Annotated in this window: 21 protein-coding genes, 2 tRNA genes and 1 pseudogene; 7 read left to right on the forward strand and 17 right to left on the reverse strand. The window is 59.2% G+C overall.

Annotated elements, in window-relative coordinates:
• Positions 1-332: 332 nt before the first annotated feature.
• The 5 genes from GST84_23610 to GST84_23630 form a co-directional block, all read right to left on the reverse strand.
• Entirely contained in the window at positions 333-1,049 is a 717-nt protein-coding gene (locus tag GST84_23610) for an ATP-binding cassette domain-containing protein (protein ID XGB15164.1), read from the reverse strand.
• Complete coding sequence (locus GST84_23615) at positions 1,046-1,921, reverse strand: ATP-binding cassette domain-containing protein (protein XGB15165.1); 876 nt, start codon at positions 1,919-1,921, stop codon at positions 1,046-1,048. Before GST84_23615 ends, GST84_23610 begins: the two co-directional genes overlap by 4 nt.
• Entirely contained in the window at positions 1,918-3,219 is a 1,302-nt protein-coding gene (livM, locus tag GST84_23620) for a high-affinity branched-chain amino acid ABC transporter permease LivM (protein ID XGB15166.1), read from the reverse strand. The genes GST84_23615 and livM overlap by 4 nt, the downstream gene beginning before the upstream one ends.
• A 2-nt stretch (positions 3,220-3,221) precedes the next feature.
• A complete protein-coding gene (locus GST84_23625; protein ID XGB15167.1) occupies positions 3,222-4,136 on the reverse strand; it encodes a branched-chain amino acid ABC transporter permease in 915 nt (304 codons plus the stop codon).
• Positions 4,137-4,290: 154 nt separating this feature from the next.
• On the reverse strand, positions 4,291-5,427 hold the full coding sequence (locus tag GST84_23630; GenBank protein XGB15168.1) for an ABC transporter substrate-binding protein: 1,137 nt from the start codon (positions 5,425-5,427) through the stop codon (positions 4,291-4,293).
• Positions 5,428-5,939: 512 nt separating this feature from the next.
• Between GST84_23630 and pncB the strand changes: the two genes are divergently transcribed.
• Together pncB and nadE are read left to right on the forward strand one after the other, a co-directional pair.
• Entirely contained in the window at positions 5,940-7,145 is a 1,206-nt protein-coding gene (pncB, locus tag GST84_23635) for a nicotinate phosphoribosyltransferase (protein XGB15169.1), read from the forward strand.
• A gap of 3 nt (positions 7,146-7,148) precedes the next feature.
• Positions 7,149-7,976: an ammonia-dependent NAD(+) synthetase gene (nadE, locus tag GST84_23640; protein ID XGB15170.1), complete on the forward strand. Its 828-nt coding sequence runs from the start codon at positions 7,149-7,151 to the stop codon at positions 7,974-7,976.
• Positions 7,977-8,079: 103 nt separating this feature from the next.
• On the opposite strand, the gene azu is transcribed toward nadE, so the two are convergent.
• Positions 8,080-8,526, reverse strand: coding sequence for an azurin (gene azu, locus GST84_23645; protein XGB15171.1), 447 nt, complete (start codon positions 8,524-8,526; stop codon positions 8,080-8,082).
• 348 nt (positions 8,527-8,874) lie between these two features.
• Here azu and GST84_23650 point away from each other — a divergent pair, with 348 nt between their 5' ends.
• Entirely contained in the window at positions 8,875-9,462 is a 588-nt protein-coding gene (locus tag GST84_23650) for a TIGR00730 family Rossman fold protein (GenBank protein ID XGB15172.1), read from the forward strand.
• Positions 9,463-9,583: 121 nt separating this feature from the next.
• Here the strand turns inward: GST84_23650 and GST84_23655 are convergent, their stop codons facing one another.
• The 4 genes and pseudogenes from GST84_23655 to tnpB all read right to left on the reverse strand — a co-directional run bounded on the left by GST84_23655 (position 9,584) and on the right by tnpB (position 14,173).
• Positions 9,584-11,884 carry a YgiQ family radical SAM protein gene (locus GST84_23655; GenBank protein XGB15173.1) on the reverse strand — a complete coding sequence of 767 codons (2,301 nt, stop codon included), beginning with the start codon at positions 11,882-11,884 and terminating at the stop codon, positions 9,584-9,586.
• 178 nt (positions 11,885-12,062) lie between these two features.
• Positions 12,063-12,209: pseudogene (locus GST84_23660) on the reverse strand (DUF3077 domain-containing protein).
• A 32-nt stretch (positions 12,210-12,241) separates the two neighbouring features.
• On the reverse strand, positions 12,242-13,798 hold the full coding sequence (locus GST84_23665; GenBank protein XGB15174.1) for an IS66 family transposase: 1,557 nt from the start codon (positions 13,796-13,798) through the stop codon (positions 12,242-12,244).
• A gap of 18 nt (positions 13,799-13,816) precedes the next feature.
• On the reverse strand, positions 13,817-14,173 hold the full coding sequence (tnpB, locus tag GST84_23670) for an IS66 family insertion sequence element accessory protein TnpB (GenBank protein ID XGB15829.1): 357 nt from the start codon (positions 14,171-14,173) through the stop codon (positions 13,817-13,819).
• A gap of 617 nt (positions 14,174-14,790) precedes the next feature.
• On the opposite strand from tnpB, the gene GST84_23675 reads away from it, so the two are divergent.
• Positions 14,791-15,945 (forward strand): hypothetical protein, encoded by a 1,155-nt coding sequence (locus GST84_23675; GenBank protein ID XGB15175.1) that lies wholly within the window; start codon positions 14,791-14,793, stop codon positions 15,943-15,945.
• A 1-nt stretch (position 15,946) separates the two neighbouring features.
• Positions 15,947-17,602 (forward strand): ATP-binding cassette domain-containing protein, encoded by a 1,656-nt coding sequence (locus tag GST84_23680; protein ID XGB15176.1) that lies wholly within the window; start codon positions 15,947-15,949, stop codon positions 17,600-17,602.
• A 24-nt stretch (positions 17,603-17,626) separates the two neighbouring features.
• On the opposite strand, the gene dnaB is transcribed toward GST84_23680, so the two are convergent.
• The 7 genes from dnaB to GST84_23715 all read right to left on the reverse strand — a co-directional run bounded on the left by dnaB (position 17,627) and on the right by GST84_23715 (position 24,808).
• Positions 17,627-19,024, reverse strand: a complete 1,398-nt coding sequence (gene dnaB, locus GST84_23685; GenBank protein ID XGB15177.1) for a replicative DNA helicase — start codon at positions 19,022-19,024, stop codon at positions 17,627-17,629.
• Positions 19,025-19,137: 113 nt separating this feature from the next.
• Positions 19,138-19,584 (reverse strand): 50S ribosomal protein L9, encoded by a 447-nt coding sequence (gene rplI, locus GST84_23690; protein ID XGB15178.1) that lies wholly within the window; start codon positions 19,582-19,584, stop codon positions 19,138-19,140.
• Between the two features lie 20 nt (positions 19,585-19,604).
• The gene (locus GST84_23695; GenBank protein XGB15179.1) at positions 19,605-20,468 is read right to left on the reverse strand and encodes a hypothetical protein; all 864 of its coding nucleotides are present in this window, start codon (positions 20,466-20,468) and stop codon (positions 19,605-19,607) included.
• A 33-nt stretch (positions 20,469-20,501) separates the two neighbouring features.
• Complete coding sequence (gene rpsR, locus GST84_23700) at positions 20,502-20,732, reverse strand: 30S ribosomal protein S18 (protein XGB15180.1); 231 nt, start codon at positions 20,730-20,732, stop codon at positions 20,502-20,504.
• Positions 20,733-20,760: 28 nt separating this feature from the next.
• Positions 20,761-21,186: a 30S ribosomal protein S6 gene (rpsF, locus tag GST84_23705; protein ID XGB15181.1), complete on the reverse strand. Its 426-nt coding sequence runs from the start codon at positions 21,184-21,186 to the stop codon at positions 20,761-20,763.
• Between the two features lie 305 nt (positions 21,187-21,491).
• Positions 21,492-22,238 carry a 23S rRNA (guanosine(2251)-2'-O)-methyltransferase RlmB gene (gene rlmB / locus GST84_23710; protein XGB15182.1) on the reverse strand — a complete coding sequence of 249 codons (747 nt, stop codon included), beginning with the start codon at positions 22,236-22,238 and terminating at the stop codon, positions 21,492-21,494.
• Positions 22,235-24,808 (reverse strand): ribonuclease R, encoded by a 2,574-nt coding sequence (locus GST84_23715; protein ID XGB15183.1) that lies wholly within the window; start codon positions 24,806-24,808, stop codon positions 22,235-22,237. Before GST84_23715 ends, rlmB begins: the two co-directional genes overlap by 4 nt.
• 272 nt (positions 24,809-25,080) lie before the next feature.
• On the opposite strand from GST84_23715, the gene GST84_23720 reads away from it, so the two are divergent.
• Positions 25,081-25,167: transfer RNA gene (locus tag GST84_23720), tRNA-Leu, on the forward strand.
• An 88-nt stretch (positions 25,168-25,255) separates the two neighbouring features.
• Positions 25,256-25,342: transfer RNA gene (locus GST84_23725), tRNA-Leu, on the forward strand.
• The last annotated feature ends 50 nt before the right edge of the window (positions 25,343-25,392 follow it).

Below are 25,392 nucleotides of genomic sequence, written 5' to 3' on the forward strand. Positions count from 1 at the left end.
GCCGCCTGCAACGGTCTGTCCAACGTTTTCTCACAGACTTATCCACAGGATTTTCGCTGCGTTTGAAGTGCACGCAGGGGTTGTGAAAATCAGAGAAAATCATCCACAAAGGGGATATGAACAAAAAATGATCATATGCCTACAGGGCTTGATTATAAAGGCCTAGAGCGATATGCCACCATGTTTTCCACAGGCGGCTCCACATTATCCGTGGAAAAGATGTGGCCTGTGGAAACAATGGCTTGCGGGGGAATATTGGCGTGCGCCGAGAGAAGGAAACGACAAGTTTTCCACATTGGGAAGGGGGCTGCATTGCAGCCCCTGCATACAACTCAGTGCCCACCCAGATAAGCGTTACGCACTTCCTCATTGACCAACAGCTCCTGCCCGGTCCCGGTCATGCGAATCTGCCCGTTGACCATCACATAGGCCCGGTCCGACAGTTTCAGCGCATGATTGGCGTTCTGCTCCACCAGGAAGATGGTCATCCCGGTCTTGGCCAGCTCTCGCAGGGTCGAGAAGATCTGCTTGACCACGATCGGCGCCAGTCCCAGCGAGGGCTCGTCCAGCAACAGCAACTTCGGCCGGCTCATCAGCGCCCGGGCAATCGCCAGCATTTGCTGCTCGCCACCGGACATGGTCATGGCCCGCTGGTTACGCCGCTCCTTCAACCGCGGGAACAGTTCGTACATGCGCTGCATGTCTTCGTCGGCATGCTTGTCGCCGATGGGGATGGTTCCCATCATCAGGTTTTCCTCGACGGACATGTCGGGAAACACCCGACGCCCTTCCGGCGACTGGGCAATGCCGTTGGAGGCGATGTAGTGCGAGGATTTGCGGGTGATGTCGGTGCCGCGATACACGATATGCCCGGATGCCGCCCGCGGCTGGCCGAAAATCGACATCAGCAGGGTCGACTTGCCGGCACCGTTGGCACCGATCAGGCTTACCGTCTCGCCCTCGTTGATGTGCATCGAGACCTTCTTCAGCGCCTGGATCGGCCCATAGAACACGTCCAGGTCCTTCAGCTCGAGAATGGGTGCACTCATACCAGTTCCTCTTCGTCTGCACCCAGGTAGGCGGCAATCACCGTCGGGTTGTGGCGGATGTCCTGCGGTGCACCTTCGGCAATCACGTTGCCGTGGTCCAGCACCACGATATGGTCGGAAATGCTCATGACCATGCCCATGTCGTGCTCGATCAGCACCACCGTGATGTCGTGCTCGTCACGCAGCACACGGATCATGCGGCTGAGTGCTTCGGTTTCCTGCGGGTTCAGGCCCGCCGCCGGTTCGTCCAGGCAGATGATCTTCGGCCGCGTGCACATGGCCCGGGCAATTTCCAGACGCCGCTGCTGGCCGTACGACAGCTCGCCGGCCAGGCGGTTGGCGCAATCGACCAGATCGACCACTTCCAGCCAGTAGAAGGCGTGGTCCAGTGCATCGCTTTCGGCCTTGCGGTAGGCCTTGGTGTTGAGCACCCCGGCCAGCAAGTTGCGGTTGACCCACATGTGCTGGGCCACCAGCAGGTTCTCCACCACCGACATTTCCTTGAACAGGCGAATGTTCTGGAAGGTGCGCGCCAGGCCGGCGCGATTGACCAGGTGGGTACCGCCGAACATCTTGTAGTAGATACGGCTGGCAAAGCGCGCAGGCGACACGAAGTCGGCGGCCTGGAAGCGTTCGCCGAGCAGTTGGATGACGTTGGTGTGGCTGCCGCGCACGTTCAGCTCGATGCGTCCGCCACTGGCCTTGTAAAAGCCGGTCAGGCAGTTGAACACCGTGGTCTTGCCGGCGCCGTTGGGGCCGATCAGGGCAAAGATCTGGTTGCGCCGGACCTTCAGGCTGACGTCGCTGAGCGCCTTGATGCCACCGAACTGCATCATCAGGTTGTCGACCGAGAGAATGATATCGTCGCTCATGGCGCCACTCCTTTACGCGGGGTCACACCGGCACGGCTGATGCGGATCAGCCCACGCGGTCGCCAGATCATCATCAGCACCATCAGCACGCCGAACAACAGCACCCGATACTCGGAGAAGCTACGCAGCAGTTCCGGCGCCACGGTCAGCACGAACGCGGCGATGACCACGCCCACGGTCGAGCCCATGCCGCCCAGCACGACAATGGCGAGGATCAGCGCCGACTCGAAGAATGTGAATGACGATGGGTTGACGAAGCCCTGGTAGGTGGCGAAGAACACCCCCGCCAAACCGGCAGTCGAGGCACCCAGGGTAAAGGCCGACAGCTTGACCAACACGTGGTTCAGGCCCATCGAACGACAGGCGATCTCGTCTTCACGCAGCGCTTCCCAGGCCCGGCCGACCGGCATGCGGGTCAGGCGATGCTTGATGTACAGCACAGCCAGCACGACCATGAAAAGCACCGCGTAGATGAACACGAACTTGAGGCTGGCGTTGTACTCGAAGCCGAAGAACTCGTGGATCGGCACCCCGCCATCCTTGGCCCGACGGCCGAACTCCAGGCCGAAAAAGGTGGGTGAAGGCGCCGGCATGCCATTGGGGCCACCGGTGAACGATAGCCAGTTGTTCAGCACTAGACGGATGATCTCGCCAAAGCCCAGCGTCACGATCGCCAGGTAGTCACCGTGCATGCGCAACACCGGGAAGCCGAGGATGCAACCCGCCAGCGCCGCAGCAATGGCCGCCAACGGCAGCACGCTCCAGAAACCCAGCCCCAGGTATTGATAACCGAGCGCCAGGCCGTAGGCACCGATGGCATAGAACGCCACGTACCCCAGGTCGAGCAGGCCGGCCAGGCCGACCACGATGTTCAGGCCAAGGCCCAGCAGTACGTAGATCAGGCCGAGGATGACCACGGTCAGCAGGTACTTGTTGGCGAAAATCGGGAAAACGATGGCAATAACGATCAGCGCAGGAATGATGTAGCGCAGGCGCGACTTGTAGTCCGGGGCGGTCACATGCACGCCCGAGCCGCCGCTGTCGAAGCCCAGGAGCATGCGTTGCCCGGGGGCAGTCTGCAGGAACAGGCTGAGCAGGAAGCGCCCAACCATCACACCGCCGACCAGCCAGGCTACGCGGCGCGGCTCGGCATTGAAGGTGTAGCCGTCGAGTACCACGCCAACGACCGGGCCGAACACGATGAGTGCAAGCAGGCCTGCGACAATGGTCTCCAGCAGGCTGCGTTTAAGGTCGAAACCCTTGGTTTCACTAACAGAGGCAGTTTTGGCAACGGACATGTTCACACCTTAGCCACGAGCGGGCGACCCAGCAGACCTTGTGGGCGGAAGATAAGGATCATCACCAGCAGTGAGAAGCTGAACACATCCTTGTAGTCGGAGTTGATCAGGCCTGAGAACAGCGACTCGGAAATACCCAGGATGATCCCGCCGAGCATGGCACCCGGCAGCGAGCCGATACCACCGAGCACTGCGGCAGTGAACGCCTTGATACCGATGATGAAGCCGGCGTAGAAGTCGAAGGTGCCGTAGTTCATGGTGATAAGCACGCCAGCCAGGGCGGCCATCACTGCACCGATGACGAACACGTAGGAGATCACCCGGTCGGTGTTGATGCCCAGGATCGAGGCCATCTTGCGGTCTTGCTGGGTGGCACGGCACATGCGGCCGAGTTTGGTGTACTTGATCACGTAGGTCAGCAGGCCCATGCCGACGAAGGCCGCCACCAGGATGAAGATCTTGGTATATGTCAGTTGCACGAAGCCGGTGCCGACTTCGACACGCATGGCGCCTTCCAGCAGGGTTGGCACGCCTTGCTGGCGGGCGCCCTGGCTGATCTGCGCGTAGTTTTGCAGGATCAGCGAAATGCCGATGGCGCTGATCAGCGGTGCCAGGCGGGTGGAGTTACGCAGCGGTTTGTAAGCGATGCGTTCGATGGTGAAGCCATACACGCCGGTGACGACGATGGTGAACAACAGGGTGCCCAGCATCAGCAGGGGGAACGATTCGACACCGAAGTAAGCCAGCAATGCCAGGCTGATCGCCGCGAGGTAAGCGGAGATCATGTACACCTCGCCGTGCGCGAAGTTGATCATGCCGATAATGCCATAGACCATTGTGTAGCCGATGGCGATCAGGCCATAGACCGACCCGAGGGTCAGGCCGTTGACCAGTTGCTGCAGGAAAATACCATCCATAACGCAATCTCACCTGATTGAGATTGCACGAGCGCCGACCACGGCGCGGGCCACCTGTGCGGGGCCCTTGCCGCGCAGAACTGTGCAGATCTACGAATAAAGACAGGTACCGCGGGGCTTGGGCCCGAGCAACAGCCCGGGCCGAGGGCCATTGTTATTTTTGTTTTTCCAGCTGGTGGTATTTACCGTTCTTGTCCCACTGGTAGACCACGTAGTCGGAGACGGTCAGGTCGCCCTTGCTGTCCCACTTCTTCTCGCCCATGACGGTCTGCACCGGGTTGGCCTTGAGCCACTTGGCAGCGTCTTCGCCCTTGTTCGACTTCGCGCCATTGAACGCGGCAGCCAGCGCTTGCAGCGAAGCGTAGGCGTACAGGGTGTAGCCCTCAGGTTCGGTGCCGGCCTTGCGGAACTCCTCCACCACCGCCTTGCTGTCTGGCAGCAGGCGCGGGTCGGCACCGAAGGTCATGTAAACGCCATCCACGTACTGCGCGCCACCGGCGGTGGACACCAGTTCGTCGGTGACAATGCCATCATCGGACATGAACTTGACGTCTTTCAGGCCCTGCTCGCGCAGCTGGCGAACCAGCGGGCCGGCTTCCGGGTGCAGGCCGCCGAAGTAGACCACGTCGGCACCGGTAGAGCGGATCTTGGTGACTACAGCGCTGAAGTCTTTCTCGCCACGGGTCAGGCCTTCGTACAGCACAGGCTTCACGCCACGTTTCTCCAGCTGCGCCTTGGTCGCGTCAGCCAGGCCCTGGCCGTAGGTGTCCTTGTCGTGCAACACCGCGACCTTCTTGCCCTTGAGCACGTCGACGATGTAGTCGCCTGCGACGATACCCTGCTGGTCGTCACGGCCGCACATGCGGAACATGGCGCTCAGGCCGCGCTCAGTGACCGCTGGGTTGGTGGAGCCTGGGGTGATGGCAATCACGCCCGCCTCGTCATATACCTCGGACGCCGGGATCGTGTTGGAGGAACAGAAGTGGCCCACCACGCCGATCACCTTGTCCTGATCGACCAGGCGGTTGGCCACGGACACGGCTTGCTTCGGTTCACAGGCGTCATCGCCTTTGACCAGGACGATTTTCTCGCCATTCACGCCACCGGCGGCGTTGATCTTGTCGGCCGCTGCCTGCGCACCTTTCATGTACTGCTCGCCAAACGCTGCGTTTGCCCCGGTCATGGGGCCCGCTACGCCGATCTTGACGTCGGCCTGGACATACGAAGAAACACCCAGTGCCGTAGCTACGGCCAGAGCCAGGAAACCTTTCTTGTAAAACGTCTGCGACATGAGGTGGTGCTCCTAGAGTTTTTTTGGTTGGCACTACAACTTCTCAGCCCGGTACTCCGAGCAAGGGCCGTGCCATAGGTTTTGTGTTCCGGGAAAACACACTGTGAAGGGTGCCTGCAGGCGACGGGCGGCCTTTTCTTTATTGAGCGTGCAACCGTCTGCCACGCGGCAGGCGCCACCACACGTACAGACAAGGAGCAACCATCGAGTGCCATCATTGCAACCCTTGCAAGTGTTTACGTGCAACCGCCCTGTAACAGCCAACGTCACCGAAGTGCACACCACTGGTGCGCGAGTGCTACAGGCGGCACCGTTTCAAGGCTAGCCGGTGCACGGAAAAACACCTCTGTTTTGGCCGTTCCGGCCTCTTCGCGGGCAAGCCCGCTCTTACAGCAGGAGCAAGTCCCCGCACCGTGTAGGAGCGGGCTTGCCCGCGAAGAGGCCGGAACAGCCACACAAGGGGTAAAAGGCTGGCACAATGTCCCCCAATCGCCGCTTCCGGAGCCCCCTTGATGAGCGAAAGCGCATTCGCCGAGCGCATCGTGCACAACCTGCTCGACACCGACTTCTACAAACTCACCATGATGCAGGGAGTGCTGCACAACTACCCGGACGCCGACGTCGAATGGGAATTCCGCTGCCGCAACGGTGAGGACCTGCGCCCCTACCTCGGCGAAATTCGCAATCAGCTCGAACGGCTTGGCGACCTCACCCTGGACGATGGCCAGCTGGCCTTCCTCGAACGCATCAGCTTCCTCAAACCCGACTTTTTACGTTTTTTGCGACTGTTCCGCTTCAACCTGCGTTACGTGCACGTCGGCATTGAAAACGACCAGCTGTTCCTGCGCCTGAAAGGTCCATGGCTGCATGTGATCCTGTTCGAAGTGCCGCTGCTGGCCATCATCAGCGAAGTACGCAATCGCAATCTGCACCCGCACATGCGCCTGGCCGAGGCGCGGGACCAGTTGTACCGCAAGTTCGACTGGCTGCGCGCGCATGCCAGCGACGACGAGCTGGCCGAACTGCAGGTGGCCGATTTCGGCACCCGCCGGCGTTTTTCCAGCCGCGTGCAGGCGGAAGTGGTACGGGTGCTGCGCGACGACTTCCCCGGCCGCTTTGTCGGTACCAGCAACGTCGACCTGGCATGGAAACTGGATATCAAGCCGCTGGGCACCATGGCCCACGAGTGGATCATGGCCCACCAGCAGCTCGGCCCACGGCTTATCGACAGCCAGATTGCCGCGCTGGACTGCTGGGTACGCGAGTACCGTGGTCTGCTCGGCATCGCCCTGACCGACTGCATCACCATGGATGCCTTCCTCGGCGATTTCGACCTGTACTTTGCCAAGCTGTTCGACGGCCTGCGCCATGATTCAGGCGAGCCGGTAGCCTGGGCGGAAAAGGCCATTGCCCATTACCAGAAGCTGGGTATCGACCCGATGACCAAGACCCTGGTGTTTTCAGACGGCCTCAACCTGACCCGCTCGCTGGAAATTTTCCGCGCCCTGCGCGGCCGCATCAACGTCAGCTTTGGCATCGGCACCAACCTGACCTGCGACATCCCAGGTGTGGCGCCAATGAGCATCGTGCTTAAAATGACCGACTGCAACGGCGCACCGGTGGCCAAGATCTCTGACGAAGCCGCCAAGACCCAGTGCCGCGACGAGAACTTCGTCGCCTACATGCGTCACGTATTCAAAGTCCCCAGCAAGGAGTAACCCATGCAAGCGGTTCAGCAAGAGATTGCCCAGGCGCTGAAGGTACAGCCGCCGTTCGTCGACGCGGCAGCGCTCGAGGCCGAAGTCGCCCGGCGCGTGGCGTTCATCAAGAACTGCCTGGCCAACGCGCGACTCAAGACCTTGGTGCTGGGCATCAGCGGTGGCGTCGACTCACTGACTGCCGCCCTGCTCGCCCAACGCGCCATCAACGAGCTGCGCGCCGAGACCGGCGACAAGGCATACACCTTCATTGCCGTGCGCCTGCCGTACCAGGTACAGCATGACGAGCATGACGCCCAGGCATGCCTTGACGTGATCAAGGCTGATGAAGTTCACACTGTGGATATCGCCCCGGCAGTGCGTGCATTAGCGGCCGAAGTGGTGGAGTTGAAGAACGGCTCGCCGACGCTGGTGGACTTCGTGGTTGGCAACGTCAAGGCGCGCACCCGGATGGTCGCCCAGTACACCATCGCGGGCGCCCGCGCAGGTCTGGTGATCGGAACCGACCATGCCGCCGAGGCAGTGATGGGCTTCTTTACCAAGTTTGGTGATGGTGCCTGCGACCTGGCGCCGCTGAGTGGGCTGGTGAAGAATCAGGTGCGGGCGATTGCGCGCAGCTTCGGTGCGCCGGAGTCACTGGTGGAGAAGGTGCCAACGGCCGACCTGGAAGACCTGGAGCCGGGCAAGCCGGACGAAGCATCACATGGTGTGACCTACCAGCAGATCGATGCCTTCCTGCACGGGCAGCCGGTTGACCAGGCAGCGTTCGACATCATCGTCGCCACCTACCGCAAGACCCAGCACAAGCGCGAACTGCCGTTCGCCCCATAAAAGCTTCGCGGGCGCACCCGCAGGTTAATCCCTGTCCTTGAAAACAGTGATCAACTTGTGGGACGTGCCCGCGAATAGGCCCGAGAGGCCTACACAGCCGCCTTCACTTGACGACGACCGTGCCCTTCATCATGGAGATGTGGCCTGGGAAAGAGCAGAAGAAGCCGTAGTCCGTGCCAGCAACCAGCTTGGCCACGTCAAAGGTCACCGAGTCTTTTTCGCCCGCGCCAATGATCTTGGTGTGAGCAATGACACGCTCATCGCCCTCTTTCAAGTAAGCCTTTTCGATACCGGCGCTCAAACCGTCAGTAGCGATTGCCTGCATGTCTGCGGCCTTGCTGATTACTACGTTGTGCCCCATGACATTTTTCGGCAGGTTGCCCGAATGTTCCAGGTTCACGGTGAATTGCTTGCAGCTCTTGTCGATGACGATTTCCTTGGTATTGAAGGACATCTGATCGGTGGAGTCGACAGTGACCGAGCATTCGGCTGCGAAGACAGAGGCGCTGGCGAGGGTCAGCAGGGATACCGCTACAGCTTTCGCAAACATCATGAATCTCCTTGGCAGGGTTTTATCAATTGCGAGACTGCCTGAAACCGTTCAGCCCCTTGCTGATATGGGTCAAGGGGGTGTCAAGGGGTCAGCCAGTAGAATTGTTCAATAGATTGTATACAACCAATTTAAGGGCACATCATGCCCTTTTATTGGACGATGGGACAACCTCTCATTTAGGAGCAATACCAAATGCCCATCTCCAATTTCCTCAATAGCCTGCTCGCTGCCTACGCCCACGGGGCTACAGGTGCAATCTGCGAATTCTCCCGGCCAGAATGAACCGGCCTTGGAAGTGACGGGCTTGCGCCGTACCCTGTGCACCTGAGTGACAGGAGATGAGCAATGCCCGTACGTTCCGTTTGTGTGTTCTGCGGCGCCAGCATCGGCGCCAACCCTGCCTACCGTGAAGCAGCCGTCGCGCTAGGCCAGGCCATTGCCCACCGCGGTTTGACCCTGGTGTACGGCGGTGGCGCGGTCGGCTTGATGGGCGTGGTTGCCGACGCAGCCATGGCAGCCGGTGGCGAAGTGGTGGGGATCATCCCGCAGAGCCTGCTGGACGCTGAGGTCGGCCACAAAGGCCTGACCCGTCTGGAAGTGGTGGATGGCATGCATGCGCGCAAGGCCCGCATGGCCGAGCTGAGCGATGCCTTTATTGCCTTGCCGGGTGGGCTGGGTACGCTGGAGGAACTGTTCGAAGTGTGGACCTGGGGGCAGCTGGGCTATCACGCCAAGCCGCTCGGCCTACTGGATGTGAACGGTTTCTACGACAAGTTGGGCGGGTTCCTCGACCATATCGTCGAAGAAGGCTTCGTGCGCCCGCAACACCGGGCGATGTTGCTGCTGGGACAGCAGCCAGACGAGCTGCTGGACGGGATGGACCGCTTTATCGCGCCGGTGGCGCCGAAGTGGGTCGACAAGCAGCCTGACTGACCCAGATGGATGGGCCGAACACTGACCCTGTGGGAGCGGGTTCACCCGCGAATCGATAGTGGATCTACCGACGCATTCGCGGGTGAACCCGCTCCCACAGGGCTCTATGTAGCCTTCAAGATCAGCGGGGAATGACAGGCTGACGCGGCTTCTTGTTGCCCTTGCCGCCCTTGCTCGCCTCTTTGCGCTCCTTGGCCGCCTGCTGGTTACGCGCGAACGCTTCGGCCTTGGCCTTCTCGCGCTTGTCCCACGGTTTGCTGCCATCGCTGCCACGCGGCGGCAGGCCGGTGTGCTGGGTGAGGATCTTCTGGTCCTTGCCCACCTTGTGGCTCCCGGCCGGGGTCGAGTTCTTGCGGCGCGCACTCTGGTAGCTGTCGGTCTGCGGCTGGTGCGCCGGAATCAGCTGGTGCTTGCCCGGCCCGATCAGGTCGGCGCGGCCCATCCGCTGTAGCGCTTCACGCAGCATTGGCCAGCCCTTCGGGTCGTGATAGCGCAAGAACGCCTTGTGCAGACGGCGTTGCTCGTCGCTCTTGACGATCTCCACCCCTTCGCTCTTGTAGGTCACCTTGCGCAGCGGGTTCTTGCCCGAGTGATACATGGCCGTGGCCGAGGCCATTGGCGACGGGTAGAACGCCTGCACCTGATCGGCACGGAAGCCATTGCCCTTCAGCCACAGGGCCAGGTTCATCATGTCTTCGTCGGTGGTGCCCGGGTGCGCAGCAATGAAGTACGGAATCAGGTACTGCTCCTTGCCCGCTTCTTTCGAGAACTTCTCGAACATGCGCTTGAAGCGGTCATAGGTGCCGATACCCGGCTTCATCATCTTGTCCAGCGGGCCACGCTCGGTGTGCTCCGGGGCAATCTTCAGGTAGCCGCCAACGTGATGGGTGACCAGTTCCTTGACGTACTCCGGCGATTCCACCGCCAGGTCGTAGCGCAGGCCGGAAGCAATCAGGATCTTTTTCACACCCGGCAAGGCACGGGCCTTGCGGTACAGCTCGATCAGCGAGCTGTGGTCGGTATTGAGGTTTTCGCAGATACCCGGGAACACGCACGACGGCTTGCGGCAGTGCTTTTCGATTTCGGGGCTTTTGCAGGCGATGCGGTACATGTTGGCAGTCGGCCCGCCAAGGTCCGAGACAACGCCGGTGAAGCCCGGCACCTTGTCACGCATCTCTTCGATTTCGTGCAGGATCGACTCGTGCGAGCGGTTCTGGATGATGCGGCCTTCGTGTTCGGTGATCGAGCAGAAGGTACAGCCACCGAAGCAGCCACGCATGATGTTCACCGAGAAACGGATCATCTCGTAGGCCGGGATGCGCTCCTTGCCATAGGCCGGGTGCGGCACACGGGCGTAAGGCATGCCGAACACGTAGTCCATTTCTTCGGTGCTCATGGGGATGGGTGGCGGGTTGAACCACACATCCACTTCGCCGTGCTTCTGCACCAACGCGCGGGCGTTGCCCGGGTTGGTCTCCAGGTGCAGCACGCGGTTGGCATGGGCATACAGCACCGGGTCGTTACGCACCTTTTCGAACGATGGCAGGCGGATCACCGACTTTTCCCGGGTCACGGCCGGGCTGTCGAGAATCTGCACCACCTTGGCTTCGTTCGGGTCTTCCTGGTCGCCCTTGGCCTGTTCGATGGCACAGGCCTGGGTGTCCTGGGTGTTCACGTACGGGTTGATGATCTTGTCGACGCGCCCCGGGCGGTCGATACGGGTGGAGTCGATCTCGTACCAGCCCTGCGGGGTATCGCGGCGCACGAAGGCGGTGCCGCGCACGTCGGTGATGGTCTCGATCTTCTCACCGCTTGACAGGCGCTGGGCCACCTCGACCACCGCACGCTCGGCGTTGCCGAACAGCAGGATGTCGGCGCTGGCGTCGATCAGGATCGAATGACGAACCTTGTCCTGCCAGTAGTCGTAGTGGGCGATGCGGCGCAGCGAAGCCTCGATGCCGCCGAGCACGATCGGCACATGCTTGTAGGCTTCCTTGCAGCGCTGGCTGTACACCAGGCTGGCACGGTCCGGACGGCTGCCGGCCAGGCCACCCGGGGTGTAGGCGTCGTCGGAACGGATCTTCTTGTCCGCGGTGTAGCGGTTGATCATCGAGTCCATGTTGCCGGCGGCCACACCGAAGAACAGGTTTGGCTCGCCGAGTTTCATGAAGTCGTCTTTCGACTGCCAGTTCGGCTGGGCAATGATGCCCACACGGAAGCCCTGGGCTTCCAGCAGACGGCCAATGATGGCCATGCCGAACGACGGATGGTCGACGTAGGCATCACCGGTCACGATGATGATGTCGCAGGAATCCCAGCCGAGCAGATCCATCTCCTCCCTGCTCATTGGCAGGAAAGGTGCTGGTCCGAAGCATTCGGCCCAGTACTTGGGATAGTCGTAGAGAGGTTTGGCTGCTTGCATGTCAGTGACCGGTTCTGGTGTGCAGGGAAATCGCGGGCGCGAAATATAGCACAAATTTTGACCAAATCCGACTGGATTCGTGGGGATTGGTGGGCGGGGCGACGGTTGGGGGATGGACGTGGCAGGTGGTTGGCTTGAGGGGTGTAGTGGGGTTGCCAGGTGTTCGACAGAATCCTTGCAGCGCCTTGGCCATCGCACTCAGGTAATGGGCAGCCCAGATCATCATCGGCTTCTCATCCATCAACCCGGTGATGGTCAGTTCGCGCACATAGCCCATCAACTCCGAAGACTGCTCGCGGACGTCGCCACGACGAGTGCGATCCATGAACCCCACCTTCTAAAAGATAGGGCCTCAGCTTACCGTGGTATCTCTGGCGAGCAGTTCCATGGCAGCAAGGCTTCGTAGTCTGAGACCGACGACGCATACGGCAGGCGCTCAAGTACGTGGCGCAGCCACGTATAGGGCTCCTGGCCGTTGACCTTGGCGGTCTCGACCAAGCTGTATATCTGCGCACTTGCCGTGGCGCCCTTGGGCGTGTCACTGAACAGCCAAGCCTTGCGCCCAATGACAAACGGTTTTATCGCACGCTCTGCCAGGTTGTTGTCGATTGGCAAATGGCCCGCTTCGACATACCGTTCCAGGCGGCTCCAGTTGTTTGCCAGGTAATGCACCGCCTTGCCCAATACGCTTTGCGGCGTCACCTGGGCGTACGTCTTGTCCAGCCAGCTTTTCAGCTGACCGAGGATCGGTAAGCTTCTTTCCTGGCGACCGATGAACCGCTGTTCGTCGCTGACCTCCTTGAGGTCGCGCTCGATGTCATACAGCTTATTGATCATCGTCAGCGCCACATCGGCTCGTCCGGTCTTACCCTTGGGCTGCACCTTTTGTGCTTCGACGAACTTGCGGCGCGCGTGAACCATGCATGCCAGTCGCTCGATACCGGGCTGCAACGCCAAAGCGTTGTAACCCGCATAATCGTCGGTCATCACATAGCCGCGATAGCCTTGCAGCAGACGCAATGGTACTTCCTGCGCACGGCTGGTGGTGTAGTCGAACAGCACAACTTGTCGATCAGGCGGGCCACTGGCTTGCACCCACATCCAGGATTGGCTGGTCGGGTCTCGATCCGGTTCTTTCAACACCTGGACGCGGGTCTCATCGCAATGAATCACCGGACTTTCCAGCAGCCGATCACGCATCAGGTTCAACAGCGGCTGGAAGTATTTACTGCACTGGATCACCCAACGCGCCAGGGTTTGTCGTGGAACCTCGATGCCGTGGCGGGACAGCACACTTTCAAACCTGTGTAGCGGCAAGCCATCGACGTACTTGGTCGTCAGCAGCATGGCCAGCACGCTTGGGCTGGCCATGCTTTTTTCGATTAACTGGGCGGGCTTGTCAGCAGTGACAGGAGCAGTCTCGCAACCACGGCAGCCATAGATCTTGCGCACGTGTTTGAGTACGCGGATCTGCATCGGCACGATATCGAGCTGCTCGCTGGTTTCTTCGCCGATGACATGCTTGCGGCAACCGCAGGCGCAGGTCAGTTCGTGTTCGGGCAACTCATGGATAACTTCGATACGTGGCAGATTAGCCGCCAATGACTTGCGCTTGCCACGGCGCTTGACCGGGACAACGACTTCTTCATTGGCATCATCGACTACAGCCAGCAGAGGGTCATTTTCCGCTTCATCGAACATGGCCAGTTGCGGCGTTTTGGGATCGACGGTTTGCTCGGACTTGCGGCCAAAAAAACGGTCACGCCATAACTTGATTTGCTCTTTCAGATCGTCAATTTGGACGATGTGGGCCTGATTGACTTCCTGCTCGCGCAAACGGGCAGCATAGCTCTCAAGCAATAATTGCTTGAGCAGGGCAGGATCGTCTGGGAGATTGTCGGGCACGGAAATCATGCCGCGGATTATACCGGGTCAGGCGACGTAGCGCGGAGTCAAAACCTGATGAGGACGGTTGCGCCAAAGGTCGAAACCGTCGAGCAGCCAATTGAGTTCTTGGACGGTCAGGACAATCGCTTCGTCGCTGGGCTCAGGCGACATTTTGAAGCGCTCGGCTTCCAGGCGCTTGAGCCAGAGGCAGAAGCCGTTGCGCTCCCAGTACAACACTTTGATCCGATTACGCGCCTTGTTGAGGAAGACGAAGAGCACGGGGTCGAACACGGCGACTTTGATATCCAGTTCTACCAAGGCAGTAAGGCCGTCGATGGACTTTCGAAAGTCCACAGGCTTGGGGTAGAGGTAGACTTTTTCGACTTTGCTGTCGGGGCGCATCATGCAGGGCTGGCTCCAGAAGGAAATCGGGAGCACAGCATCGGGCATCAGGTAAGCGCTTTGAATGTGGGGTTCATGGAGCACTTACGCCACGACGACAATTGCATTTGATGGGTAGCGGCTACGTACGGGTCTGCCTCAAGAGCAAGGCGATTACTCGCAGGAAAACCTGAGCCTGCTTAGACCGATGGCGATCGCGCGCCCCTGCTGAGCGATCGCAATCCCTTCAGATTTTTACTAAATATTTAGCCTCTCCAACCCTCAGAAAATGCTAACCGGCTAATTATTAGTAGATTTTCTCTAGATCTTAAAAAATGTAGGAATCGAACTTCAAGTCCTAGTAAAAAATCCTACGACAACTTTCCTCAACAAATTCCGAGCGGATCTTGAACCAATAAAAAAACAAGTGATACAACAGTGACGCGCTGGAAGGCGCACTCAAACCAACTCTATAGGAGCACTAGCCATGGGACGTCGTCGTTCTGAAATCCACACTCTGCAGATCCCACGCGTGATGAACTACACATTCACCGAGTCCGAGGTTGAATTTCTCAACCTTCTGTAAGTGACAAACCAGAAGGGGCTTAGCCCCTTCTGGCTCTACCAAGGAGCAGAACATGATTACCGAACGCGAACTGAACATAGAAGAGGCCTACAACCGTCTGACAAGGCTGCATCATCACTTAGGGCTTCAATCGAAAACAAAACTATCAAAAAAAAGTACCCTGGTCGCCACATGCCACTTATACGACAGCGCCTACAAAGAAGTTTCTTGCGGTGCAGGAAAAGGGGAACATTGCGAACTAGGAGCACTTGCCGAGAGCCTAGAGCATTACTTCGTCGACAAGAGTACTCCACCACTCATCGAAAGCGACCAAATTTTGCAATCGATAGCCCCATTTGACGATTGGCTCCTAAAATCCATTCCCCCGGATTGCCGAATACCTTATTTCAGTCTTCAGGCATTGAACAGCTACGACGAAATAGCCATTCCCGCGATATTGATAGCACCTTCCTCCAGAAACATTGATGAAATCGAAAAAACTGCAGCGGGCTTTCTTTCCAAATATTCGACCAACTCTGGTACAGCACTTGGCTGCACGGAGAACGAGGCTCTGCTCCACGCCATCAATGAAGCTATCGAACGTCACGCACTTTCTATGTACTACCTATCACTTTGTGGCCTGACTTCCCCACCCAAACTTTACCAACCTTCGAATTCTTTTCTGGAAGAGACATTTGCCCATGATACCGAGCTTCTCCGCCGGGCCAGAAAACTAGAAATATACTTGACGCACGACTTCTACGAAGTTTCATTTTGCATTGCTGTTTCTCGTAGTAAAAAAGAAGGCTCACTCAGCAGCATTGGCTCCGGCAGCTCCATCAACCCCTCCATTGCAATGTACCGCGCCGTAACGGAGCAGATTCAGTGCGAGCAGCTTTCTGGGGCCACAGAAAAACAAGAAGATCTCTCTACTGAAAAAATGCTTACTCATTCAACCCGCCTTTCAGCTCTTATACACCCATGCCCCACATATGCTGTACCCGCTTTTCACCCTCCGCATACCGATCTCAGCGTGCGCGGGCAAGTCAAGCGAACACTGATCAACTTGGAAAAACATAACAAGATCGCATTCTATCGCACACTTTATGAGCACCCGAATCTCGCTACGGTTGTTCAGGTGTTCATACCCGGACTTGAACGCTTCCACCTGATCAGATCAGGTATTCCAGTCGCGCCACAGAGTGCACTCAAAGGCATAAGGCAATGACATGCAAATCTATAGAGGAATTCTCGCCGCCCTCGGCGCGACACTGCTCCTGAAAATCGCGACCGTCGTACCTGCTCTAGTCTTGGCCGACATCATTGACAACCTGGCCACCTCAGCCGCGTCTTCCCAGCTTCTGCTCGGAGCTTTCATATGCCTTGTCGCATTACAAGCCTCTATGACCCCTCTACAAGCCTGGTGCCTGGCGCGGCTTTGCCAGGAACGCGTGAAGCAACTTTCCATCCGCTGGTGCCGCGAATTGCTGGACAAGCGCTTCGAGGCCTATGGACAACTCCATGGCGGAACACTGGTAAAAGTACTGGATAGGGGCATTACCGCACAGGAGCGGTGGTTGGGCTTTCTGATTGGCTCGGCGTGGCCGGTGCTAGCCGAAGCTGCAGTGCTGATAACGCTCTTCGCTTACCTGGGAGCTACTTCGGTATTGATCGGCCTCATCCCTTTGAGCCTGGCCTACCTGTGGGCCAACGATCGTCTGGTGCGCTGGCGCCGGCCACATATCGAGGCAGTGAACGCTCGCGAGGATGAACTGGCGGAACAATGGGTGGATACCTTCGCCAGCGCGGCAACGGTCAAACTGGAAAAGGCCGAGGATGCTGCAATGCTCCCGGTCAACCAGACACTTTCGCACTATGCCGACTCAGCAGTGCAGGTAGCTCACAGTGGGGGTTGGATTCAGAGCCTGCGCACCCTGTTCATAGGCCTGGGCAGTGGCGGTTTGCTCATGTGGGGTATCCATGATCAGGCTCTGGCAACACCGCAATTGAGCCTGGGCGAGCTGGTTGCTCTCTTCACCTTGGTGAGCGGATTGCTGGCAGGGGTTGCGCAACTTGCTGAGGCCTGGCGATTGCTAGACCAGTTTCGGCTAGACAAACGCAAACTCGAACAATGGCTCCAGCTCCCCTCGTTCGGCCCTGCATGCACTACTAAGGCGAAGTCCCAAGACAAGGACGCTGGCCTAAGCATCGCCCCGTGCCAGTTGAGCGCTCGAGATAATGTACAACTTCACATCGAAGAACCCTTGGTACTGCACAAAGGAGAACGGGTCGCACTGATCGGGCCCAGCGGATGTGGTAAATCGACACTTCTGCATACGCTGGCGGGAACGATATTCCCGTTGCGCAAGGATGTGCACCTGCACGGCAGGTGCCTGGCGTCGCTCAACGCTAGTGAACAATTCAGTCGATTACGACTCTGCCCTCAGGAGGCGCATTTCATACCTGGCCCCCTGCCCCGCGCCGTGCTGTTCGAGCAAGCTCATGATCGCGCTCAAATCGAACGATGGCTTGAACGGTTGGGCCTGAGCAAAGACTGGTACGAACTTGATCTGGATGCACGCGCAGAATCGATATCGGGCGGCGAAGCACGCAGGCTGACGCTGCTACGCCTTCTTAATCAGCCTGGGGAATTCAATTTCTTTGACGAGCCCACAGCCGGGCTCGATGCCGCGTCGGCAGAGCGTACCTGGGACCTGTTGTTCGAAGCATTTAAAGGGCGAGGGCTGATTTGCGTGACGCATGATCAGAGCGCACTGTCGCGGTTTGACCGGGTGATCACCCTGAGCGAGGGGCGGATCATCAGCCAAGGGCAAACGAAGATCGCTCAGATTTCAGAGCTAGCAGGCGCACCGCAAACCTTGTAGGAGCAGCCTTGCTAGCTCAATGGGTTATTCATCATCATCAAAGTTGTACATGCCCGGCGCAAGGTTCTCGAACCGGGTGTACTTGCCGATAAACGCCAAACGCACGAAGCCGATGGGGCCGTTACGCTGTTTGCCGATGATGATTTCCGCCACGCCCTTGTGCTCGGTCTCGGGGTGGTACACCTCGTCGCGGTATACGAACATGATCACGTCGGCGTCCTGCTCGATTGCACCGGATTCACGCAAGTCGGAGTTCACCGGGCGTTTGTTCGGGCGCTGCTCCAGCGAGCGGTTCAGCTGCGAAAGGGCAATAACCGGGCAGTTGAATTCCTTGGCCAGGGCCTTCAGCGAGCGGGAAATCTCGGAAATTTCGTTGGTACGGTTGTCACCGGCCGACCCCGGAATCTGCATCAGCTGCAGGTAGTCGACCATGATCATGGCGATCTCGCCATGCTCACGGGCCAGGCGACGGGTGCGAGCGCGCATTTCCGAGGGGCTGATTCCCGCCGTATCGTCGATGAACAATTTGCGGTCGTTGAGCAGGTTCACTGCCGAGGTCAGGCGCGGCCAGTCGTCGTCGTCCAGCTGGCCGGAACGGACCTTGGTCTGGTCGATACGCCCCAGGGACGAGAGCATACGCATGATCAGCGACTCACCTGGCATCTCCAGGGAGAACACCAGCACCGCCTTGTCGGTACGCAGTACGGCGTTTTCCACAAGGTTCATGGCGAAGGTGGTCTTACCCATCGACGGACGACCCGCGACGATGATCAGGTCGGCTGCCTGCAGGCCGCTGGTCTTCTCGTCCAGGTCAGTGTAACCGGTGGAGATACCGGTGATGTCGCTGTCGGAGTTGAACAGTGTATCGATGCGGTCGATGGCCATGGTCAACAGTTCGTTGACACCCACCGGGCCGCCGGTTTTTGGCCGGGCCTCGGCGATCTGGAAGATCTGCCGCTCGGCGTCGTCGAGGATTTCTTCGGCGTTGCGCCCTTGCGGATTAAAGGCGTTGTCGGCGATGTCGGTACTGATGCTGATCAGTTGGCGCAACGTGGCCCGCTCGCGAATGATCGCGGCGTATGCCTTGATGTTGGCTACCGAGGGAGTGTTCTTGGCCAGCTCGGCCAGGTAGGCCAAGCCGCCGACTTGCGAGGACAGGCCTTCCTTGTCCAGTTGCTCGTGCAGGGTAACCACGTCAAATGGCTGGTTGGCATCGGCCAACTTGTGCACGGCACGGAAAATCAGGCGGTGGTCATGCCGGTAGAAATCGCCATCCGACACTTGGTCCAGCACCCGCTCCCAGGCGTTGTTGTCCAGCATCAGGCCACCGAGTACGGCCTGTTCGGCCTCGATGGAATGCGGCGGCACCTTCAGGGCTGCGGTTTGCAGGTCTAGCTGTTCGGAAGTGGTGATCTCGTTCATGGCCACGAAAGAATTCTGGAGGACGAAAAAGACAAAGGGCACGGCCTGTCGAAAACAGGACCGTGCCCGATGTTAACCGCCTGACTCGCAAGGAGCCAGCCAGTTAGCGCAGCTTAGGCAGCTACGACGACCACGCGTACGGTGGCTTCAACGTCGCTGTGCAGGTGCACGGCTACGTCGTATTCGCCAACCTGACGGATGGTGCCGTTCGGCAGACGAACTTCAGCTTTGGCCACTTCAACGCCGGAGGCGGTCAGGGCGTCAGCGATGTCGTGGGTGCCGATCGAACCGAACAGCTTGCCTTCGTCGCCAGCGGTGGCAGTGATGGTCACTTCCAGCTCGGCCAGTTGGGCAGCGCGGCTTTCAGCCGAAGCTTTCTTGTCAGCGGCTGCTTTTTCCAGCTCGGCACGACGCTCTTCGAACGCAGCCAGGTTGGCGGCGTTGGCAACGGTGGCCTTGCCGAATGGCAGCAGGAAGTTACGGCCGTAACCAGCCTTAACTTTTACTTTGTCGCCCAGGTTGCCCAGGTTAGCGACTTTTTCCAGCAGGATCAGTTCCATTTGGTAAAACCTCTTAACTTTTAACCTTCACCGTTCGCGGAGTCTTTCCCCGGAGGGGACTTGCGACCGCGAAAATCAATCAGGCTGTCGACAATGGCCAAAACCATCAGCAACGGATAAATCAGCTGCATGATCAGCGGCAGCGTCACGTACATCCCCACCAGCCAGAAACCGGCCAGTCGGCCCTGTGCCACCAGCCCGTGCATCAAGGCGATGCCGGCCAGCACCAATACCAGGCTCGAGGCAGATGCCAGGATGATGAACTGCGGCCCGATAAACGGAGCCACCACCATCACTGCCACCAAGGCCGCCGTGGCCTGTTTCGGCAACTTCAGTTCGCGAAACTCGCGACCGAAGCCTCCAGGGTTGTACAACGCTGCCTGCCAATAGCGCGCCAGCACCAAGGCCAGCACACTGAACAATTGCACCGTCACTGCTGTAGAAGCGACCAGCACAGGGCGGATCAGCTCGTCGGAGAGTACCGGTTGCCCCTCGATTTTCGGCATGGCTTCGGCAAACGCCTTGGCCAGCACATCGAAGGTTTGCGCCAGCGCCAGATCGAGCACGAGGCTGAAAGCCACGGCGAACACGGCACTGGCGAGCAACACCCGGCTCCAGGGATACTCGGCACGCAACATGGCGGCCAGGGCAATGGCACCCGCAATCACCAGAAAGGTGATGGGATCGCCCATGACCCACACGGCCAGCCCGGCCAGCAGGCCGCCGGCGATGACCGTTGTAGCATCCTTGAACCCACGCCGCAGCAGCACAAGGCTGCAGGCAGCGGCACTCAACCAGAACAGCAGCGGCAGTACCGCGCTGATGACCACCACGAGGGTGGCCTGCACACGACCGCGCATGATGAAACTTGCTAACGCTCGCATGCTAACCCCTTACTGCTTGTCGACGACCCGGTCTCAGCGGCCGTGGCTGTCGGTGTAGGGCAGCAGGGCCAGGAAGCGGGCACGCTTGATAGCGGTAGCCAGCTGACGCTGATAACGAGCTTTGGTACCGGTGATACGGCTTGGAACGATCTTGCCGGTTTCGGATACGTAAGCTTTCAGGGTGTTGAGATCTTTGAAGTCGATCTCTTTCACGTCTTCAGCAGTGAAGCGGCAGAATTTACGACGACGGAAGAAACGTGCCATTTAATAGGCTCCTCTAAAGGTCCGTGGATTACTCGTCAGCGTTATCGCTGGAGTCGCTGTCATTGCTGTCATCGCCTTCGGCGGATTCAGCATGCTCAGGACGCTCACGACGCTCACGGCGCTCGCTGCGGTTTTCTTCAGCCTTCAGCATCTCGGACTGGCCGGTAACGGCTTCGTCGCGACGGATGACCAGGTTACGGATAACGGCATCGTTGTAGCGGAAGTTGTCTTCCAGCTCGGCCAGGGCCTTGCCGGTGCACTCAACGTTCAGCATCACGTAGTGAGCCTTGTGAACATTGTTGATTGCGTAGGCCAGTTGACGACGGCCCCAGTCTTCCAGGCGGTGGATCTTGCCACCATCTTCTTCGATCAGCTTGGTGTAACGCTCAACCATGCCGCCGACTTGCTCGCTCTGGTCCGGGTGAACCAGGAAGATGATTTCGTAATGACGCATGAATGCTCCTTACGGGTTAGTAGTCTGCCAGCGAATCTGGTCAGACAAGGAGTGAATGACACTGTATGTCTTGCACGGAGGGGAGGCACATGAGCGCCTGCCAGCTCGGCAAGGGGCGCAATTGTAGAGAAGGCGTGCCGCACACGCAAGGCAATTGGCGAATATTTGAACAGCCTGAGATATTCAGAATGTGTCAGCCCCTATTCGCGGGCACGCCCGCTCCCACAGGCTCACTGCTGCCTCTGGCATTGCAGATTACCTGTGGGAGCGGGCGCGCCCGCGAATAGGCCGATACAGGCTGAAGATCAGCGCTTTGCCTGACGCTGACGGACGGCTTCGAACAGGCAAACCCCGGTCGCTACCGACACGTTAAGGCTGCTGACGCTACCCGCCATCGGCAACTTCACCAGAAAGTCGCAATGCTCGCGGGTGAGCCGGCGCATGCCCTTGCCTTCCGCGCCCATGATCATCACCAGTGGCCCGGTGAGGTCCTGCTGGTAGATCTCCTGCTCGGCCTCGCCAGCGGTACCCACGACCCACAGGCCACGCTGCTGCAACTTCTCAAGCGTACGCGCCAGGTTGGTCACAGCCACCAGCGGAATGACTTCTGCCGCGCCACAAGCCACCTTTCGAACAACCGGCGTCAGCGTTGCCGACTTGTCCTTGGGCACGATCACTGCCGTGGCACCGGCCGCATCCGCGGTACGCAGGCAGGCGCCGAGGTTGTGCGGGTCGGTCACGCCGTCCAGCACCAGGATCAGCGGCGGCGTCTCTGTGCGCTCAAGCAGCTCTTCGAGCATCAGCTCGCCCCACACCTGGCTCGGGCTGACCTCGGCTACAACGCCCTGGTGCACACCTTCGACCCAGGCATCCATCTCACGGCGCTCGGCCTGGCCGACCGGCACGCGGTTTTCCGCGGCCAGCGCCAGCAAGGTCTCGAGGCGTGGCTCGCTGCGCCCTTCCGACAGCCAGATCTGCTTGACCCGCTTTGGATGGTGCTGCAGCAATGCCTGCACGGCGTGTACACCGTAGATCTTTTCCAGCTGACTCATGAATTGCTCTTGCTTTTGCGTGGCGCGCCGGACTTCGACGGGCCTTTACGGTGCTTGGTCGGCTTGCCGGACGGCTTGCCACCTTTCTCGGATTTGCTGCCGGCACTGCTGCGCGCGTCGGTCATCAGCGCTTTCTTCATCTCGCGGCTTTTACGCACTTCAGCGTTACGCTGCACAGCATCCTTGGGGAAGTACGCTTCGGACGCTTCGCTTTTGCGGCTGCGCGGCTTGGGCGTGGCTTTCGCTTCGGTTGCCGGCTGTTGCTCGGTTTTTTCGGCAGCCGGCGCGGCACCCCGCTGCTTGCGGCCGATCGGTGCGGCAAGGGTCTTTTCCGACACTTCGAAGTCGATCTTGCGCTCATCCAGGTCAACACGCATGACCTTCACTTCGATGGTGTCGCCCAAGCGGAAGCTGCGACCGGTACGCTCGCCGGCCAGGCGATGGTGTACCGGGTCGAAGTGGTAGTAGTCACCCGGCAACGCACTGACGTGCACCAGGCCCTCTACATAGATATCGGTCAGCTCGACGAACAGGCCGAAACCGGTCACCGCGGTGATCACGCCCGGGAAGGTCTCGCCCACGCGATCCTTCATGAACTCGCACTTGAGCCAGTTGACCACGTCACGGGTGGCTTCGTCAGCCCGACGCTCGGTCATCGAGCACTGCTCGCCGAGTTGCTCCAGGGTGTTTTCGTCGTACGGGTAGATACGCGCCTTGGGGATGCTCATGGCACCGGCACGCTTGACGTGCGGGGTATCAACCTTGGAGCGGATGATGCTGCGGATGGCGCGGTGCACCAGCAGGTCAGGGTACCGGCGAATCGGCGAGGTGAAGTGGGTGTACGCCTCGTAGTTCAGGCCGAAGTGGCCGTTGTTCTCGGTGCTGTACACGGCCTGGCTCAGCGAGCGCAGCATCACCGTCTGGATCAGGTGGAAGTCCGGGCGGCCGGCGATGCTCGCCAGCAGGGCCTGGTAATCCTTCGGCGACGGGTCCTTGCCCTTGTGCAGGCTCAGGCCCAACTCACCCAGGAAGGCACGCAGTTTTTCCAGGCGCTCCGGTGGAGGGCCGTCGTGCACGCGGTACAACGCCGGTACACCGTGCTTCTGCAGGAACTCGGCAGTGGCCACGTTGGCCGCCAGCATGCATTCCTCGATCAGCTTGTGGGCATCGTTACGCACTGTCGGGCGAATTTCAGCGATCTTGCGCTGATCACCGAAAATGATGCGGGTTTCCTGGGTTTCGAAGTCGATGGCACCACGCGTGTGACGCGCTTCCACCAGCACCTTGTACAGGTTGTACAGGTTTTTCAGGTCGGGCACGACCTCCTTGTACTCCTCGCGCAGCGCCTTGCCCTCACGGGTGCGGGCATGCTCGAGCATGCTGCTGACCTTGTTGTAGGTCAGGCGGGCGTGGGAGTGGATCACGCCTTCGTAGAACTGATAGTCGACCATCTGGCCGGCTTTGTTCATGGTCATTTCACAGACCATGGCCAACCGGTCGACGTGCGGGTTCAGCGAGCACAGGCCGTTGGACAGCTCTTCGGGGAGCATCGGCACCACGCGCTCGGGGAAGTACACCGAGTTGCCGCGCTGCTGGGCTTCGACATCCAGGGCAGAGCCCAGACGCACGTAGCTGGAAACGTCAGCGATGGCCACGTACAGGCGCCAGCCACCGGAGAACAGACGCAGCTTGCCCAGCGGTTCGCAATAAACGGCATCGTCGAAGTCGCGGGCGTCTTCACCGTCGATGGTGACGAACGGCAGATGGCGCAGGTCGACACGCTTCTCTTTGTCCTTCTCCTCGACTTCGGAGCGGAACTTGCGTGCTTCCTTGACCACATCATTGGGCCACACGTGCGGAATGTCGTAGCTGCGCAGGGCAACGTCGATTTCCATGCCCGGCGCCATGTAGTTGCCGATGACCTCGACCACATCGCCTTGCGGCTGGAAGCGCGGCGTTGGCCAGTGGGTGATCTTGATCTCGACGAACTGGCCGATCTTGGCACCGCCGTTACGCCCGGCGGTCACCAGCACTTCCTGCTGGATCTTCGGGTTGTCCGGGGTTACGTAACCGATGCCGCCTTCTTCGAAATAGCGGCCGACCACGCTTTCGTGGGCACGAGAGATGACTTCGACCAGCACGCCCTCACGGCGGCCACGACGGTCGACACCGGAGACGCGGGCCAGGCCGCGGTCACCATCAAACACCAGTCGCATCTGCGACGGGCTGAGGAACAGATCTTCGCTGCCGTCATCGGGAATAAGGAAGCCGAAGCCGTCGCGATGGCCGGAGACGCGACCACAGATCAGGTCCAGCTTGTCTACCGGGGCATAAGTGCCGCGCCGGGTATAGATAAGCTGGCCATCGCGCTCCATGGCACGCAGGCGGCGGCGCAGGGCTTCGATCTGGTCTTCTTCATACAGACCGAACTCTTTTGCCAGCTCCTCGCGGGCAGCAGGTTCGCCTCGGTCGGCGAGACGCTGCAGGATCAGCTCACGGCTGGGAATGGGGTTGTCGTATTTTTCCGCTTCGCGAGCGGCCTCGGGATCGAGGGATTGCCAATCGGCCATCAGAAGGGGTTCACCTTGGGGTATATAGATATGAATTCTGGCATAGGCGTATTGAAACCGGAAATGTCTGCCTTGGACAGCCCCCGCTGCAGTGCATAAACAGCAGAAATAGGCTTGTGGAATCAACGGGTTGAATTTTTTGAATTTTTTTTCGGCTGGGGGCTTTACAGCCTTGGGGAGCGTCCGTATAGTGCGCACCACAACGACGGACAACCCCGAAGTTGTAGTAGAGATGAACGACGCTGTAAAGCATCAAGTAACCTCGAATGTGTGCCCAGGTGGCGGAATTGGTAGACGCGCTGGTTTCAGGTATCAGTGACCGCAAGGTCGTGGAAGTTCGAGTCTTCTCCTGGGCACCAAATATTTTCAAGTAACAGATGACCAAGGATCTGTTACTACTGTGTGAAAGCGAACGATAGTCGCCTTCTGCAGATGATGTAAAGCTTTGCCCAGGTGGCGGAATTGGTAGACGCGCTGGTTTCAGGTATCAGTGACCGCAAGGTCGTGGAAGTTCGAGTCTTCTCCTGGGCACCATACAAAAACCCACTAGCTTGCTAGTGGGTTTTTTCTTGCCTGCGATTTTT

The sequence above is a fragment of the Pseudomonas putida genome (assembly GCA_041879295.1).
GTDB classification, from domain to species: domain Bacteria; phylum Pseudomonadota; class Gammaproteobacteria; order Pseudomonadales; family Pseudomonadaceae; genus Aquipseudomonas; species Aquipseudomonas putida_Y.